Here is a 15,069-nt window from a genome sequence, read left to right as displayed (position 1 = left end):
TTCAGGTCTCGTTGCAGCAGAATTTAGAGGAGTACATCCACGCGGAAGTAGATCGGCGCTTCGCGCTCGGTCAGGGCATCCGGACGTTCCAGGGAATGGGCGAAGGTGACGCTGGCGTTCAGGTGCTCACCGCGGGCGAACAGCTCCAGCGAGTTGCTCGACATGCGCCCGTGCTGGTCGCCGTTGTAGCGATTGCCACGAATCACGCCCTGGTCATAACCGAGGCTGCTGCCGTATTCGCCGAACACCGGGCGCAGCCATTCCAGCGTCACTGGGCGGCTCCAGCGCAGGTCGTTACGCCAGTAACCACCGCTGTCGCCAGACAGCGACTGATCCTTGTAGCCGCGAATCGACGATTGCCCGCCCAGGCTCATGCGCTGCGGGCTGAACAACGCGTCCTCGCTGCGCTGTCCGGTCATCAGGCTGCTGACGCTGAAGGACTCACCCCACACCTGGAACGGTTGCAGGTAGCTGAGGGTCGCGGTGTATTTGCGGTAGCGGGCATTCGGCAGGCCGGGGCCAGGGTCGTGATCGCCCTGGGCATCAAGGGCCCCGATACCGTTTTGCAGGCCCAAGTCGAGGTTGACGAAGGCATTGCCGATCCGCCGGCCATGGTTGATGCCGAACTGCGCCTCGCTGATGCGATTGCTGCTGTCGGCGAGTTTGCTGTCTTCGATGAAGTTGTTGGTGCGCAGGTACGAAAGGCCGGTGTTGAGAGAGGTCTTGCTCAGAGCATCGCGATGGATCACCCGCTCGACCCGCACCTGATGGTTCTGGCTGTCGCCGGTCTGCTTGAAATTGAAACCGTTGGCCGGGATCTGCGAGCGGTACTCGCTCTGGCTGTAGGTGTAACTGACGTTCCACCAGCCAAACGGCAGGTTGTAATAGAGCATGGCGTTGCGGGAGGTGTGCTGGTGGTCAGTCATCCCATCGTGACCACCGCGCAACATCAACTGGTCGGCCAGGCCCAGCGGGCTGTCCCATTCGAAACTGCTGCCCCACTGCTGCTCGCCAGTGCTGCGCTGGCCGTCGTTGCTGCGCGACAACCCGGCGCGCCAAGGCTTTTTCAGTTCGTTGGTGACCCGCACTTCACTGCCACCGACGTTCTGACCGGGGGTCAGTTCCATCTTTGCCTGGTTCGACGGCAGGCGATTGAGCTGATCTACCATCTGCTCGATCTCCCGCAGATTGACCAGGTCACCGGTCTTGCCGGGAAAGGCCATCGCCAATTCGCGGTCCGACAGTTTGCTGTTCTCCGCGCCCTTCAGGCCTTCGAGGCGTCCTTCCACCACCAACACGCTCAGATGCCCGCCGGACAGGTCCTGCTGCGGCAGATAGGCGCGGCTGGTGACCAGGCCCTTTTCGATGTAATGGTCGGTGATGACTTTGAGCAGCTCGTTAAGCTGCGTCACACCCAGGCATTGGTCGATGTAGGGTTTGAGCAATTGCTCGCGCTCGTCGGCGGAAAGACTGTCGGCACCCTTGAGTTCAATGGTCTTGATGGGGAAGCAGCGGGTATCGGCAGGTGTTGTTGGCTGGCTCGGCTTGGCCCCCTTGCCGGGCAGGTCTTTGAGTTCCTCCAGGCGACGGCGCTGCTCTTCGAGCAAACGGTTCTGTCGCTCGCGGATCAGGTCCGTGTCGCCAGGCGTGGGGGCGGCGTGAGCCAGGGTCAGTGGAGAAAGGCACAGCAAAGCCACGCACAACCTCGCCCAAAAGGCGGGTGAGGACATGTTCGATCCCTCGAGCGGAAAGTGACATCAAAATAGTGGCGCGATATTGATTAGCCATCATTTTGACGTCAACTAAATGGATTTGGCTTTGAGGCTATTACTGGAACCATTCATCTGAAATCAGATGGTTCCGGTACAAAGGTACGAAGGATCCGACGCAGAGCTGGAAACCTCCTACCAAACGAACACATCACTCCTCAGCCAATGAACTTTCCCCCCAACACCGGCCTCAACCCATTACCTGCCCAACAAGGAATACGAGGCCCTGCCATGAAAACCCTCTTGAAACTCACCCTCGCCGCCACCCTCACCTGCGCCCTGCCCGCCTGGGCCACTTGCACGCCTGAGGAAGCGACCGTCAAGCGTGAACAATTGGCCCAGGAAGTGACCAAGCTCACCGAGCAGAACCCGGCCAAGGCCAAGGAAATCAACGATGAGTTGCAGAAAATGGACATGGAGACGGCCAGCAAGGATGTGCCGGATAAGTGCCAGTTGATTGATAAGCGTCTGGAAGAGCTGAAGAACGCGGAGAAGAAGGCTGGGTGATTAGCCGAAGCCGAGCACAGCCCGCTTTTGTGGCGAGGGGATTTGTGGGAGCAAGGCTTGCCCGCGATGAAGGCGATGCGGTCTTTCAGAAATCGAGGCGTCTGTGTCGCGGGCAAGCTTTGCTCCCACAAATATCCCTCGCCACGGGGCTTTGTGTCAGGTTCGGTTATCCATAAAAAACCGGACTCAAGGTCCGGTTCTTTTTAGCAAGCGCTAACGCAGCTTCACTCAGCCGCCGGCGCCTCTGGCTTGCGGCGCTTGAGCGGGGCCATGCCGTCCTTGCTGACCAGCGACGGCGCGTCGGTCTTCGGGCGGTTGGCGGTCTTGCGCTTGGTCGGGGCCTTGGCGCCGGTTTTCTTCTTGTCACCCTTGGCGTCGACCTTTTTCTTCTTCACGCCGACAGCCTTGCCCGACGCCTTGACCTTTTTCGGTCCGCCGTAGGTGCCTTTGACTTCCTTGATGGTACGGCGCTCGAAGCTCTGCTTGAGGTAGCGCTCGATGCTCGACATCAGGTTCCAGTCGCCGTGGCAGATCAGCGAGATCGCCAGGCCGTCGTTGCCGGCGCGGCCAGTACGACCAATGCGATGCACGTATTCGTCGCCGCTGCGGGGCATGTCGAAGTTGATGACCATGTCCAGGCCATCCACATCCAGGCCGCGGGCGGCGACGTCGGTGGCGACGAGGATCTTCACGCCGCCCTGCTTGAGGCGGTCGATGGCCAGCTTGCGGTCCTTCTGGTCTTTCTCGCCGTGCAGCACGAACGCCTTGTATTCCTGGGCCACCAGGCGGCCGTAGATGCGGTCGGCCATGGCCCGGGTGTTGGTGAACACGATGGCCTTTTCGTAGGTCTCGTTGGCCAGCAACCAGTTGACGATCTGCTCTTTGTGCTGGTTGTGGTCGGCGGTGATGATCTGCTGGCGGGTGGTGGAATTCAGCTGGCTGACCGCGTTGAGCTGCAAGTGCTCGGGGTTGTTCAGCACCTTGGCGATCATCTCGCGCAGGCCCGAACCACCGGTGGTGGCGGAGAACAGCATCGTCTGCTGGCGGTTGACGCATTCGTCCACCAGGCGCTGCACGTCTTCGGCAAAGCCCATGTCCAGCATGCGGTCGGCTTCGTCCAACACCAGCACTTCGACTTCCTTGAGGTCGAGGTTGCCGGCGTTCAGTTGCTCGATCATCCGCCCCGGCGTGCCGATCAGGATGTCCGGCACCTTGCGCAGCATGGCGGCCTGGACCTTGAAGTCTTCGCCGCCGGTGATCAGACCGGACTTGATGAAGGTGAATTGCGAGAAGCGCTCCACTTCCTTCAAGGTTTGCTGGGCCAGTTCACGGGTCGGCAGCAGGATCAGGGTCTTGATGCTGACGCGGACCTTGGCCGGGCCGATCAGGCGGTTGAGGATCGGCAGCACGAACGCGGCGGTCTTGCCACTGCCGGTTTGCGCCGTCACCCGCAGGTCACGCCCCTGGAGCGCGAGCGGAATAGCCGCTGCCTGCACCGGCGTTGGCTCGACAAATTTAAGCTCGGCCACGGCTTTGAGCAGGCGTTCGTGCAGGGCGAATTGGGAAAACACGGGTGCTACCTCGAAGAAATGCAAAAAAACAGCTGCATAGGGTAACGGTTTCGAGCGCGAAGGCCGAGTTTCTTTATACAAACGGCGGTAAATCAGTGCATTTTTATCAGCCGTTATTGCATCAACGGTCACTTGAGCGGGCTTAAATGCTCTAATCCTCCCGTCGCGTCTTTATAGAAGAATCGTTTCGTCCATGGACATCAAACAACTCTGGGTCAACCTCCAAGACCTCTGGGGTGCCCTTGACCAGCACCCGCTCCTGCATTCCAGCCTCGCCCTGATGTTGCTGCTAGTCATCGCCCTGGTGCTCGGGCGGGTGGCGCGCTACCTGATCCTCCACGCAGCCAAACTGCTCGGGCGGCAACCGGCCCTGCACTGGGTCAACGACCTGCGCCACAACAAGGTCTTCCATCGCTTGGCGCAGATGACGCCGTCACTGATCATCCAGTTCGGCCTGCACCTGGTGCCGGAACTGAGCAAGACCAGCATGATTTTCCTGGGCAATGTCGCCCTGGCGTTCACCATCCTGTTCATGGTGCTGAGCCTCAGTGCCCTGCTCAGCGCCCTGCTGGATGTGTACGCACGCACCGAACACGCGCGTACTCGCTCAATCAAGGGATACGTGCAACTGACGAAGATGGTGCTGTATGTGTTTGGCGCGATCATTATCGTCGCCACGCTGATCGACCGTTCGCCGCTGTTGCTGCTGTCGGGCCTGGGTGCGATGTCGGCGGTGATTTTGTTGGTCTACAAGGACACGCTGTTGTCATTCGTCGCCAGCGTGCAGTTGACCAGCAACGACATGTTGCGGGTCGGCGATTGGATCGAGATGCCCCAGGTCGGTGCCGACGGTGACGTGGTGGACATCACCCTGCACACGGTCAAGGTGCAGAACTTCGACAAGACCATCGTCTCGATCCCGACCTGGCGGCTGATGTCCGAGTCGTTCAAGAACTGGCGCGGCATGCAACAGTCCGGCGGGCGGCGGATCAAGCGCAGCCTGTTCATCGACGCCAGCGGCGTGCGTTTCCTGCATGACGACGAAGAGCAACGCCTGTCCCAAGTCCGCCTGCTGACCGACTACATCGGCCGCAAACAGGCCGAACTCAAGGCCTGGAACGAGGCCCAGGGCAACGTCGCGGCGATGTCGGCCAACCGTCGGCGGATGACCAACCTGGGCACCTTCCGCGCCTATGCCCTGGCCTATTTGAAAAGCCATCCCGAAATCCAGCCGAACATGACCTGCATGGTCCGGCAGTTGCAAACCACCGCCCAGGGCATCCCGCTGGAAATCTACTGCTTCACCGGCACCACCGCGTGGGCGGATTACGAGCGCATCCAGGGGGATATTTTCGATTACCTGCTGGCGGTGATGCCGGAGTTTGGATTGAACCTGTACCAGCAGCCGAGCGGCACGGACCTGCGCTCGGGATTGTTGCCGGCGGTGCTGGGCGCGAGCCACCTGCCGGAGCCGCAGAAACAAGTGGTCTGACCCTCAAACCCTCAGGAGCTGGAGGTCTAAAGCCAACCCCCACTTCCCTGTGGGAGCGAGCTTGCTCGCGATAGCGGTGTATCAGAAACAGAGATGCTGACTGATACCCCGCTATCGCGAGCAAGCTCGCTCCCACAGTGTTTAGAGTGAAGGCTGAGGCTGGCGTACCCCCAACCGACTGATCCACACCGCCGCCAAGATCACCGACCCACCCAGCAGCAACCGCCCCAGCGCCTCGTGCTGGTTCCAGATCAGCAGGTTCACCAGCAGCCCCACCGGCACGTGCAGGTTGTTCATCACCGCCAGCGTCCCGCCGTTGACCAGGCATGCGCCTTTGTTCCACCAGTACAACCCCAGCGCGGTGGAAACCAGACCGAGGAACACCAGCACGCCCCACTGCAGCGGCGCTTCGGGCCAGAAATGTTCCTTGCCGAACAGCAGGAATGCCGGCAACGCCACCATCAGCGCACCAAGATAGAAATAACCGAAACGCCGGTAATGCGGCAGGTCGCTCGGGTGACGGGCCACCAGGTGCTTGTAGAGCACCTGCCCGGCCGCATAGGTGAAGTTGGCCAGTTGCAGCAGCAAGAAGCCCATGAAGAAATCCGGGTTGATCCGGTCGTAGCGAATCACCGCCGCGCCGGCCACGGCCACCAGCGCCGCGATCAGCGCCCAGGGGTTGAAGCGCCGGTTCAGCGCGTCTTCGATCAAGGTCACGTGCAGGGGCGTCAGGATGGTGAACAGCAGCACCTCAGGCACCGTCAAGACGCGGAAGCTCAAGTACAGGCAGACGTAGGTCACGCCGAACTGCAAGGCGCCGATCAACAGCATGCCGCGCATGAACGACGGCTCCACCTGGCGCCAGCGCGTCAGCGGAATGAACACCAGTCCCGCCAGCACCACGCGCACCAGCACCGCGAAATAACTGTCCACATGCCCGGCCAAGTACTCGCCGATCAGGCTGAAGGAAAACGCCTGGATCAATGTCACAAAAAGTAGATAGCCCATACCGCCCCTCGTTTCGAATGGCGGCGAAGATAGCGGTTTTGAGGGATGGGCGCGAGCGTGATGGGCCGCTAGTTTCGGGTCACGGGTATGCACAGGAAGGCTGAGCGCAGTACTGTCCGATCAGCATCGCTCAAAGTTTCGCCGAGGATAAGGAAGCCAAATCCATGCAACGTATTGAATTTCGAAAAGTGATCGACCTCAGCCACATCATCAGTCCGCAGATTCCACTTTGGCCTGGCGATCCTCCGGTGACATTCAATGAGGTGGCATCACCGGAAAAGGACGGGTATTACCTGCGGCGTTTCGGCATGGGCGAGCACAGTGCAACCCATATGAACGCGCCGAACACCTTTCACCCCAATGCCATTGGGATTGATGCCTATGAGCCGGCGTCCCTGGTCCGGCCGGCCGTCGTGGTCGATTTACGCATCCAGGCGCGGGACAATCCAGACTATGTGATCGGCATTCAAGACATCGAAAAATGGGAACAGGCTCATGGGCGCATCGATCAGGGCAGCGTCGTGCTTTTTTACACGGGGTGGCAGGCCCTGTGGGACGACCCCGGGCGTTTTATCAATGCGGATGACAAAGGCCCGCACTTTCCCGGCATAGGTGCCGCAACCACCACTTTTCTGCTTGAGCATCGCCGGATAGCTGGCGTTGGTATCGATACCCATGGCGTCGATCCGGGCCAGGATACGGTTTACGCCACCAACAGCCAGATCCTGGCGAAAGAGGGCATCGTCCTGGAGTGCCTGACCAACCTCGATCAACTGCCCGCGAAAGGCACGACGCTGGTAATTGGCGTGCTTCGACTGAAAGAAGGTTCGGGTTCTCCTGTTTCCGTAATGGCGTTTGTACCCTGACCCCAGTCAAGTGCAGAACATCGAGGCAAAAAAAAAGCCCGATCTCGCTAAAGCGTTCAATCGGGCTGATGCACTCAGGAGCAATAAGTGCAAAGGGAGGTTCGATGCGCAAAACGGTTTGAAGGGAAGCGCCAAGTCACTAGACCACTTGGCGATTACCCGAGGATTAACGGATCAGGCGACCTGGGACAATTTGGCGTTGGCCTGATTCAGGCCCTTCTCCTGGAAGTCGCCGCCCAGGTTCATGCCCTCGGCATGGATGAAGGTCACGTCGTGGATGCCGATGAAGCCCATGACCTGGCGCAGGTAGGGTTCCTGATGGTCAGTGCTGCCACCGGCGTGAATGCCGCCCCGGGCGGTGAGCACGAAGGCGCGCTTGTCGGCCAGCAGGCCTTGGGGGCCGGTCGGGGTGTATTTGAACGTTACGCCGGCACGCAGCACGTGGTCGAGCCACGCCTTCAAAGTGCTGGGGATGGCGAAGTTGTACATCGGCGCGGCCATCACCAGTACGTCGGCGGCCAGCAGCTCATCGGTCAACTGGTTGGAGCGCTCCAGGGAGGCGTTTTCAATGTCGTTGCGCTGCTCGGCAGGCTTCATCCAGCCGCCCAGCAGATTGGCATCCAGGTGCGGCACCGGGTTGATGGCCAAGTCGCGAACGCTGATTTCGTCGGCCGGGTGTGCAGCTTTCCACTGGCTGATGAAGGTCTGGGTCAGTTGACGGGAAACCGAATCTTGCTGGCGGGCACTGCTTTCGATGATCAGAACGCGGGACATGGCTTGTAGGCTCCATCTGAGAATGTTGTCAGTCGATGGAGTGAAGGTTAAACGGGAGCATATCGATGAAAAAGCGCAAATAACTGCTATAAAGCATCGATATTTTCGTTTATAAGCGGAGCAAGCAATGTCACCTGCCCCGCTGCCGGGCTATTTCGGCTGACAGGTCAGCTTGATGCGCAGCTTGATGATGTTGCGGTTGAACTTGGCCGTGGCGTTCTTGAACTTGCCGGCGGCGACTTCGATCTTGCGGGTGCGCGGCGCCTCGGGACCGTTGCGAAACACGACGGTGCAGGCCGCGTCGGTACTGCCGTAGTTGTTGACCTGGATGGAGCCGATGTCGGCATCGGTGTCATAGGCGGTGTAGTCGATGCTCAGGCCGTTGAGGTGTTTTTCCACATCGATCGGGTAGGCAAACGCAGTCAGTGGCAGCAAGGCCAGCACCACACAACAGATTTTCTTCATTCGGCAGTCTCCACCAAGGGACCGCCAGCTTAGGACAAGAGGAGCCCGATATGAAAGCGCCCCGCGTAACCCTGGATCAATGGCGCACCCTGCAGGCGGTGGTCGACCACGGCGGTTTCGCCCAGGCCGCCGACGTGCTGCATCGCTCCCAGTCATCAGTGAGCTACACCGTGGCCCGCATGCAGGACCAGCTCGGCGTGCCGTTGCTGCGCATCGATGGGCGCAAGGCCGTGTTGACCGAAGCCGGCGGCGTGCTGCTGCGCCGCTCGCGGCAACTGGTGAAACAGGCCAGCCAATTGGAAGACCTGGCCCACCACATGGAGCAAGGCTGGGAAGCGGAGGTGCGCCTGGTGGTCGATGCGGCCTACCCCAACGCCCGCCTCGTTCGCGCCTTGACCGCGTTCATGCCGCAAAGCCGTGGCTGCCGGGTGCGGCTGCGCGAAGAAGTACTGTCGGGGGTCGAAGAAGTGCTGCTCGAAGGCGTGGCCGACCTGGCCATCAGCGGCTTCAGCATTCCCGGCTACCTGGGTGCGGAGTTGAGCGACGTGGAGTTCATCGCGGTGGCCCATCCCGAGCATGCCCTGCACCGCCTCAATCGCGAGCTGAACTTCCAGGACCTGGAAAGCCAGTTGCAAGTGGTCATCCGCGACTCCGGTCGCCAGCAACCCCGGGACGTCGGCTGGCTCGGCGCCGAACAGCGCTGGACCGTGGGCAGCCTGGCCACCGCCGCGAGTTTTGTCGGCAGCGGCCTGGGCTTCGCCTGGCTGCCCCGGCACATGATCGAGCGGGAACTCAGGGAAGGCGTGCTCAAGCGTCTACCCTTGGAACAGGGAGGCAGCCGCAACTCGACTTTCTATCTTTTTTCAAACAAGGAAAAACCCCTGGGGCCGGCCACGCAAATCCTGATCGAATTGCTGCGCACCTTCGATACCGCGCCGCTGGATGCACCGTTCGCCGCCCCTGAACAAGCCTGACAAGGATTTCTCCAATGGCCTATTTCGAGCACGAAGGTTGCAATCTGCACTACGAGGAATACGGCCACGGCACGCCCTTGGTGCTGGTCCATGGCCTGGGCTCCAGCACCCGCGACTGGGAAAAACAGATTGCAGCGCTGTCCGCCCGTTACCGCCTGATCGTGATGGATGTGCGCGGCCACGGTCGTTCCGACAAACCCCGCGAGCGCTACAGCATCAAAGGTTTCAGCACCGACCTGAGCGCCCTGATCGATCACCTGGACCTGGGCCCGGTGCACTTGGTGGGCTGGTCCATGGGCGGCATGATCTGTTTCCAATTGGCGGTGGATGAGCCCGAACGGGTCAGGAGCCTGTGCATCGTCAACAGCGCGCCAGAGGTCAAGGTCCGCACGCCCGACGATTGCTGGCAATGGTTCAAGCGCTGGAGCCTGATGCGCCTGCTCAGCCTGGAAACCATCGGCAAGGCCCTGGGCGCCAAGTTGTTCCCCAAACCTGAACAAACCGAGTTGCGCCTGGAAATGGCCCGACGCTGGGCAAAGAACGACAAACGTGCTTATCTCGCCAGCTTCGATGCGATCGTAGGCTGGGGCGTTCAGGAACGACTTTCACAGGTTGCCTGTCCAACCCTCGTCATTTGCGCCGACCACGACTACACCCCGGTGGCGCTGAAAGAAGCCTATGTAAAGCGGCTGCCCAATGCACATCTGGTGGTCATCGCCGATTCACGGCACGCTACCCCGCTGGATCAACCCGAACGCTTCAACCAAACCCTGCTCGACTTTTTGACCGCAACCGATTCCACCACTCAGGATCTCTGACCCCATGCTGAAAAAAATCGCCCTTGCCGCTGGCACCGTATTGTTTGCTGCCAACCTGATGGCCGCTACACCCGCCAAGGCACCGCATGTATTGCTGGACACCACCAACGGCCAGATCGAAATCGAACTGGACCCGGTCAAGGCCCCGATCAGTACCAAGAACTTCCTTGAGTACGTGGACAGCGGTTTCTACAACAACACGATTTTTCACCGTGTGATCCCGGGCTTCATGGCCCAGGGCGGCGGCTTTACCCAGCAGATGCAGCAGAAAGACACCAAGGCACCGATCAAGAACGAAGCCAGCAATGGCCTGCACAACGTTCGCGGCACCTTGTCGATGGCCCGCACCTCCAACCCGGACTCGGCCACCAGCCAGTTCTTCATCAACGTGGCCGACAACGCCTTCCTCGACCCGGGCCGTGACGCCGGTTATGCGGTGTTCGCCAAGGTGGTCAAGGGCATGGACGTGGTGGACATCATCGTCAACTCCCAGACCACCACCAAGCAAGGCATGCAAAACGTGCCGATCGACCCTGTGATCATCAAGTCGGCCAAGCGCATCGACTGAAGAGGCACACGGCAAGCCTGGGCGGCGCGGTCACCCCGCACCGCCCATTAGCAAGAAGGAGAGCCCCTGCCAGGGCATTTACCCATGGTTTTTCGCCGCTTCGAAACACTGATCGATATCTTCCGCGACGCCCCGAGCTCGGCTCCGCCGAACCGCGTCCTGCCCTTCTACACCTATTATCTGAAACAGGTCTGGCCCAGCTTCGCCGTGCTGTTGGTGGTCGGTCTGATCGGCGCGCTGATCGAAGTGGCGTTGTTCAGCTACCTGAGCCGCATCATCGACCTGACCCAGGGCACGCCCAATGTGGACTTCTTCAAGCTTCACGGCCTCGAACTGGCGTGGATGGCCGTGGTGGCGCTGGTTTTGCGCCCCATCTTCGTGGCCCTGCATGACCTGCTCGTGCACCAGACCCTGAGCCCCAGCATGACCAGCCTGATTCGCTGGCAGAACCACAGCTACGTGCTCAAGCAGAGCCTGAATTTCTTTCAGAACGACTTCGCCGGGCGCATCGCCCAGCGCATCATGCAAACCGGCAATTCCTTGCGCGATTCGGCGGTCCAGGCCGTGGATGCGTTGTGGCATGTGCTGATCTACGCCGTCAGCTCGCTGGTGCTGTTCGCCGAAGCCGACTGGCGCCTGATGATCCCGCTGCTGATGTGGATTGCCGCCTACATCGGCGCACTCTGCTATTTCGTGCCGCGGGTCAAGGAGCGCTCGGTGGTGTCGTCCGATGCTCGCTCCAAACTCATGGGGCGGATCGTTGACGGCTACACCAACATCACCACCCTGAAGCTGTTCGCCCATACCAATTTCGAACAGCAATACGCCCGCGAAGCCATCCAGGAGCAGACCGAAAAAGCCCAGTTGGCTGGCCGCGTGGTAACCAGCATGGACCTGGTCATCACCAGCATGAACGGGCTGCTGATCGTCGGCACCACCGCGCTGGCCCTGTGGCTGTGGACCCAGTCGCTGATCAGCGTCGGCGCCATCGCGTTGGCCACCGGGCTGGTGATCCGCATCGTCAACATGTCCGGCTGGATCATGTGGGTCGTCACCGGCATCTTCGAAAACATCGGCATGGTCCAGGACGGCCTGCAGACCATCTCCCAACCCGTCAGCGTCACCGACCGCGACCAGGCCAAGCCCCTGGCGGTGGCCCGGGGCGAGGTGCGCTTCGAGCATGTGGATTTCCACTACGGCAAGAAAAGCGGGGTGATCGGCGACCTGAACCTGACCATCAAGCCTGGCGAGAAAATCGGCCTGATCGGCCCGTCCGGCGCCGGTAAATCCACCTTGGTGAACCTGCTGCTGCGCCTCTATGACGTGCAAGGCGGACGCATCCTCATCGACGGCCAGGACATTGCCGAGGTCGGCCAGGAAAGCCTGCGCGAGCGCATTGGCATGATCACCCAGGACACCTCGCTGCTGCATCGTTCGATTCGCGACAACCTGCTCTACGGCAAGCCCGACGCCACCGATGCGCAACTTTGGGAAGCCGTGCACAAGGCCCGGGCCGATGAGTTTATTCCATTGCTGTCGGACGCCGAAGGCCGCACTGGCTTCGATGCCCATGTGGGTGAGCGCGGCGTGAAACTGTCCGGCGGCCAGCGCCAGCGCATTGCTATCGCGCGGGTGCTGCTCAAGGATGCGCCGATCCTGATCATGGACGAAGCGACCTCGGCGCTGGACTCGGAAGTCGAGGCGGCGATCCAGGAAAGCCTCGAGACGCTGATGCAAGGCAAGACCGTGATCGCCATCGCCCACCGCCTCTCCACCATCGCCCGGATGGACCGCTTGGTGGTGCTGGAAAATGGCCGCATCGCCGAAACCGGCAGCCATACCGAGTTGTTGGCCCACGGCGGATTGTATGCACGGCTATGGCAGCATCAGACGGGGGGGTTCGTGGGGATCGACTGAACCGGAACGGGGTTTACAGATGGGTCTGCAGGAGAGCGTTTGAGCCCATCACACAACCTGTGGCGAGGGGATTTATCCCCGCTGGGCGCGGAGCGCCCCAAAGCAGCTGCATATAATCGGTCTGACACACCGAGGTGCAAGTTTTGGGGTTGCTTCGCAACCCAGCGGGGATAAATCCCCTCGCCACAAAAGCCAACGGCGCCAGGCGCCATTTCAACGAAAGCATCCAAGGCCTTTCTGAAAAAATCTGGCCAGGATCCTTTCAATCCGCACCACAGACGCATACTCCCCGCCGACCACGGCCAAAACCGCCACCGTCCATGACGCTGGCGGTTTTTTTAGGCCGCTGGATTTGTCGCCACACTCTGCTGTACTCAGCTCAGGTTCTGGAGATGGACCTGTCGTAATACTGCTGGATGCATAACCGATTATCACGACTGTTTTATCAAGGATGCTTATGTCTTTACTCAAACGTTCAACGACTGAGTTGTTGGGTACATTCTGGCTGGTGTTGGGCGGCTGTGGCAGCGCGGTATTGGCGGCCTCGGGGATCGGCGTGCTGGGGGTTGCCCTGGCGTTCGGCCTGACGGTATTGACCATGGCCTTCGCCATCGGCCATATATCGGGTTGCCATTTGAACCCCGCCGTTTCGTTGGGCTTGTACGTGGGCGGGCGGTTTCCGGCCAGGGAGTTGCCTGCCTACATCATTGCCCAAGTCATAGGGGGAGTGCTGGCCGCTGCGTTGATCTACTTCATCGCCAGCGGCAAGGAAGGCTTTGACCTGGCCGCGTCCGGCCTGGCCGCGAACGGTTACGGCGAGCATTCGCCGGGTGGGTATTCAATGCCGGCCGGTTTTGTCACCGAACTGGTCATGACGGCGATGTTCATCCTGATCATCCTCGGCGCCACCGATAAACGTGCGCCGGCCGGGCTGGCACCGATTGCCATCGGCCTGGCCCTGACGCTCATTCACCTGATCTCGATTCCGGTCACCAACACCTCCGTCAACCCGGCCCGCAGTACTGGTCCGGCGCTGATTGTCGGTGGCTGGGCCATCGAGCAGCTGTGGCTGTTCTGGGTGGCGCCGCTGCTGGGCGCCGTCATCGGCGGTGTCTCGTACCGCTGGCTGGGCCAGGAAAACCGCTGAGTCACACCCGCGAAGATCAGCACTGCCGATAAGGCAGTGCTGTCTTCGCCTCTTCGGCATAGGCCAGCACCCCCTCATGCTCGCGCACGAGGAAATCCGCCACCGCCGCTTTCAGCCCCGGATGACGCAAGTAATGCCACGAGCGGGTAATCACCGGCTCGAATCCACGAATCAATTTGTGCTCGCCCTGGGCGCCGGCATCAAAGCGCTGCAAGCCATGGGCAATCGCATAATCCATGCCTTGATAGAAGCAGGTTTCGAAGTGCAGGCGGTCGAATTCCGCCAGGCAGCCCCAGTAACGCCCGTAGAAACTGTCGCCGCCCACCAGGCTGAACGCCATCGCCACCGGCCGTGAACCTTGCTTGGCCAACACCACGCGAATGGCCTCGGGCATGCGCTCGGCCAGCAGGCTGAAGAACGCCCGGGTCAGGTACGGCGCCTGCCGACGCACCGCGTAGGTGTTGGCGTAACAGGCGTAGACAAAATCCCACTGTGCCTCGTCCAACTGATGACCTTCGAGCCATTCGAATGCGATGCCCTGCCCCGCCACTTGTTCGCGTTCCTTGCGCATCTGCTTGCGCTTGCGGGAACTGAGGGCATCGAGAAAATCCTGGAAGTCGCGATAACCGCGATTTTGCCAGTGATACTGGCAGCCGATCCGCTGCAGCCAGCCTTCCTGCCCAGCGAGCGCCGCGTCGGTGAAGGCATCGGTGAAATTGACGTGGGCGCTGGAAAGCCCTTCGATTTCCAGGTAGCCGGGCACGCTGCCCAGCAACTCCAGACCGTCCTCCACCCGCGCCGCCAACAGTCGCGGGCCACTGACCGGACTGAACGGTACCGCCGTCAACAGCTTGGGGTAATAGTCGATGCCGGCGCGGGCGCAAGCGTCGGCCCAGCCGTGGTCGAACACGTATTCACCGTAGGAATGCCATTTGCGGTAACTGGGCAGAGCCGCCAGCAGACGACCGTCTTCAATGTGCAACAAGTGCTCGGCTTGCCACCCGGATTGCGGACCCAGGCTGGCGCTGTCTTCCAAGGTGCTGAGGAAGGCGTGGCGCAGGAAAGGCTGGTTGGCGGGCACCAACGCGTCCCACTCCAGAGGCGCGATGGCGGACAGGCTGTCCAAGACGTGAAGCGGCATGCGTTTCCTCGAGAGCCAGACGACGGATGGAGCGAGTATCGCCGATACTGAC

General features: G+C 60.8%; 14 protein-coding genes. 8 read left to right on the top strand and 6 right to left on the bottom strand.

Going from position 1 to position 15,069, the window contains the following annotated elements; genetic code table 11:
- Positions 1-23 precede the first annotated feature (23 nt).
- Positions 24-1,730, bottom strand: a complete 1,707-nt coding sequence (locus tag AC3A5O_RS09520; protein ID WP_487753145.1) for a ShlB/FhaC/HecB family hemolysin secretion/activation protein — start codon at positions 1,728-1,730, stop codon at positions 24-26.
- A gap of 270 nt (positions 1,731-2,000) precedes the next feature.
- Here AC3A5O_RS09520 and AC3A5O_RS09515 point away from each other — a divergent pair, with 270 nt between their 5' ends.
- The gene (locus AC3A5O_RS09515; protein WP_487753144.1) at positions 2,001-2,276 is read left to right on the top strand and encodes a hypothetical protein; all 276 of its coding nucleotides are present in this window, start codon (positions 2,001-2,003) and stop codon (positions 2,274-2,276) included.
- A gap of 224 nt (positions 2,277-2,500) precedes the next feature.
- On the opposite strand, the gene AC3A5O_RS09510 is transcribed toward AC3A5O_RS09515, so the two are convergent.
- Positions 2,501-3,847 carry a DEAD/DEAH box helicase gene (locus AC3A5O_RS09510; RefSeq protein WP_060738709.1) on the bottom strand — a complete coding sequence of 449 codons (1,347 nt, stop codon included), beginning with the start codon at positions 3,845-3,847 and terminating at the stop codon, positions 2,501-2,503.
- A 193-nt stretch (positions 3,848-4,040) separates the two neighbouring features.
- On the opposite strand from AC3A5O_RS09510, the gene AC3A5O_RS09505 reads away from it, so the two are divergent.
- Positions 4,041-5,339, top strand: a complete 1,299-nt coding sequence (locus AC3A5O_RS09505; RefSeq protein ID WP_439653593.1) for a mechanosensitive ion channel family protein — start codon at positions 4,041-4,043, stop codon at positions 5,337-5,339.
- Positions 5,340-5,480: 141 nt separating this feature from the next.
- Here AC3A5O_RS09505 and AC3A5O_RS09500 read toward each other — a convergent pair whose 3' ends face one another.
- Positions 5,481-6,347, bottom strand: coding sequence for a carboxylate/amino acid/amine transporter (locus tag AC3A5O_RS09500; protein ID WP_305470187.1), 867 nt, complete (start codon positions 6,345-6,347; stop codon positions 5,481-5,483).
- A 164-nt stretch (positions 6,348-6,511) separates the two neighbouring features.
- On the opposite strand from AC3A5O_RS09500, the gene AC3A5O_RS09495 reads away from it, so the two are divergent.
- Entirely contained in the window at positions 6,512-7,213 is a 702-nt protein-coding gene (locus AC3A5O_RS09495; protein WP_487753143.1) for a cyclase family protein, read from the top strand.
- A gap of 174 nt (positions 7,214-7,387) precedes the next feature.
- Here AC3A5O_RS09495 and AC3A5O_RS09490 read toward each other — a convergent pair whose 3' ends face one another.
- Positions 7,388-7,987 (bottom strand): FMN-dependent NADH-azoreductase, encoded by a 600-nt coding sequence (locus AC3A5O_RS09490; protein ID WP_122566133.1) that lies wholly within the window; start codon positions 7,985-7,987, stop codon positions 7,388-7,390.
- Positions 7,988-8,137: 150 nt separating this feature from the next.
- Positions 8,138-8,452 (bottom strand): 3-phosphoglycerate kinase, encoded by a 315-nt coding sequence (locus AC3A5O_RS09485; protein ID WP_122566132.1) that lies wholly within the window; start codon positions 8,450-8,452, stop codon positions 8,138-8,140.
- A gap of 50 nt (positions 8,453-8,502) precedes the next feature.
- Here AC3A5O_RS09485 and AC3A5O_RS09480 point away from each other — a divergent pair, with 50 nt between their 5' ends.
- The 5 genes from AC3A5O_RS09480 to aqpZ all read left to right on the top strand — a co-directional run bounded on the left by AC3A5O_RS09480 (position 8,503) and on the right by aqpZ (position 13,876).
- Positions 8,503-9,426, top strand: a complete 924-nt coding sequence (locus AC3A5O_RS09480; RefSeq protein WP_122566131.1) for a PA3225 family LysR-type transcriptional regulator — start codon at positions 8,503-8,505, stop codon at positions 9,424-9,426.
- A gap of 14 nt (positions 9,427-9,440) precedes the next feature.
- The gene (locus AC3A5O_RS09475; protein ID WP_122566130.1) at positions 9,441-10,244 is read left to right on the top strand and encodes an alpha/beta fold hydrolase; all 804 of its coding nucleotides are present in this window, start codon (positions 9,441-9,443) and stop codon (positions 10,242-10,244) included.
- A gap of 4 nt (positions 10,245-10,248) precedes the next feature.
- Positions 10,249-10,812, top strand: coding sequence for a peptidylprolyl isomerase (locus AC3A5O_RS09470; RefSeq protein WP_122566129.1), 564 nt, complete (start codon positions 10,249-10,251; stop codon positions 10,810-10,812).
- A gap of 84 nt (positions 10,813-10,896) precedes the next feature.
- Entirely contained in the window at positions 10,897-12,729 is a 1,833-nt protein-coding gene (locus AC3A5O_RS09465) for an ABC transporter ATP-binding protein (protein WP_487753142.1), read from the top strand.
- Positions 12,730-13,186: 457 nt separating this feature from the next.
- A complete protein-coding gene (aqpZ, locus tag AC3A5O_RS09460) occupies positions 13,187-13,876 on the top strand; it encodes an aquaporin Z (protein ID WP_305470179.1) in 690 nt (229 codons plus the stop codon).
- A 16-nt stretch (positions 13,877-13,892) separates the two neighbouring features.
- Here aqpZ and AC3A5O_RS09455 read toward each other — a convergent pair whose 3' ends face one another.
- A complete protein-coding gene (locus AC3A5O_RS09455; RefSeq protein ID WP_122566126.1) occupies positions 13,893-15,017 on the bottom strand; it encodes a GNAT family N-acetyltransferase in 1,125 nt (374 codons plus the stop codon).
- Positions 15,018-15,069: the final 52 nt, after the last annotated feature.

The organism is Pseudomonas sp. Soil_N_39, from assembly GCF_057655955.1.
This window is presented reverse-complemented; position numbering and strand designations above follow the sequence as displayed.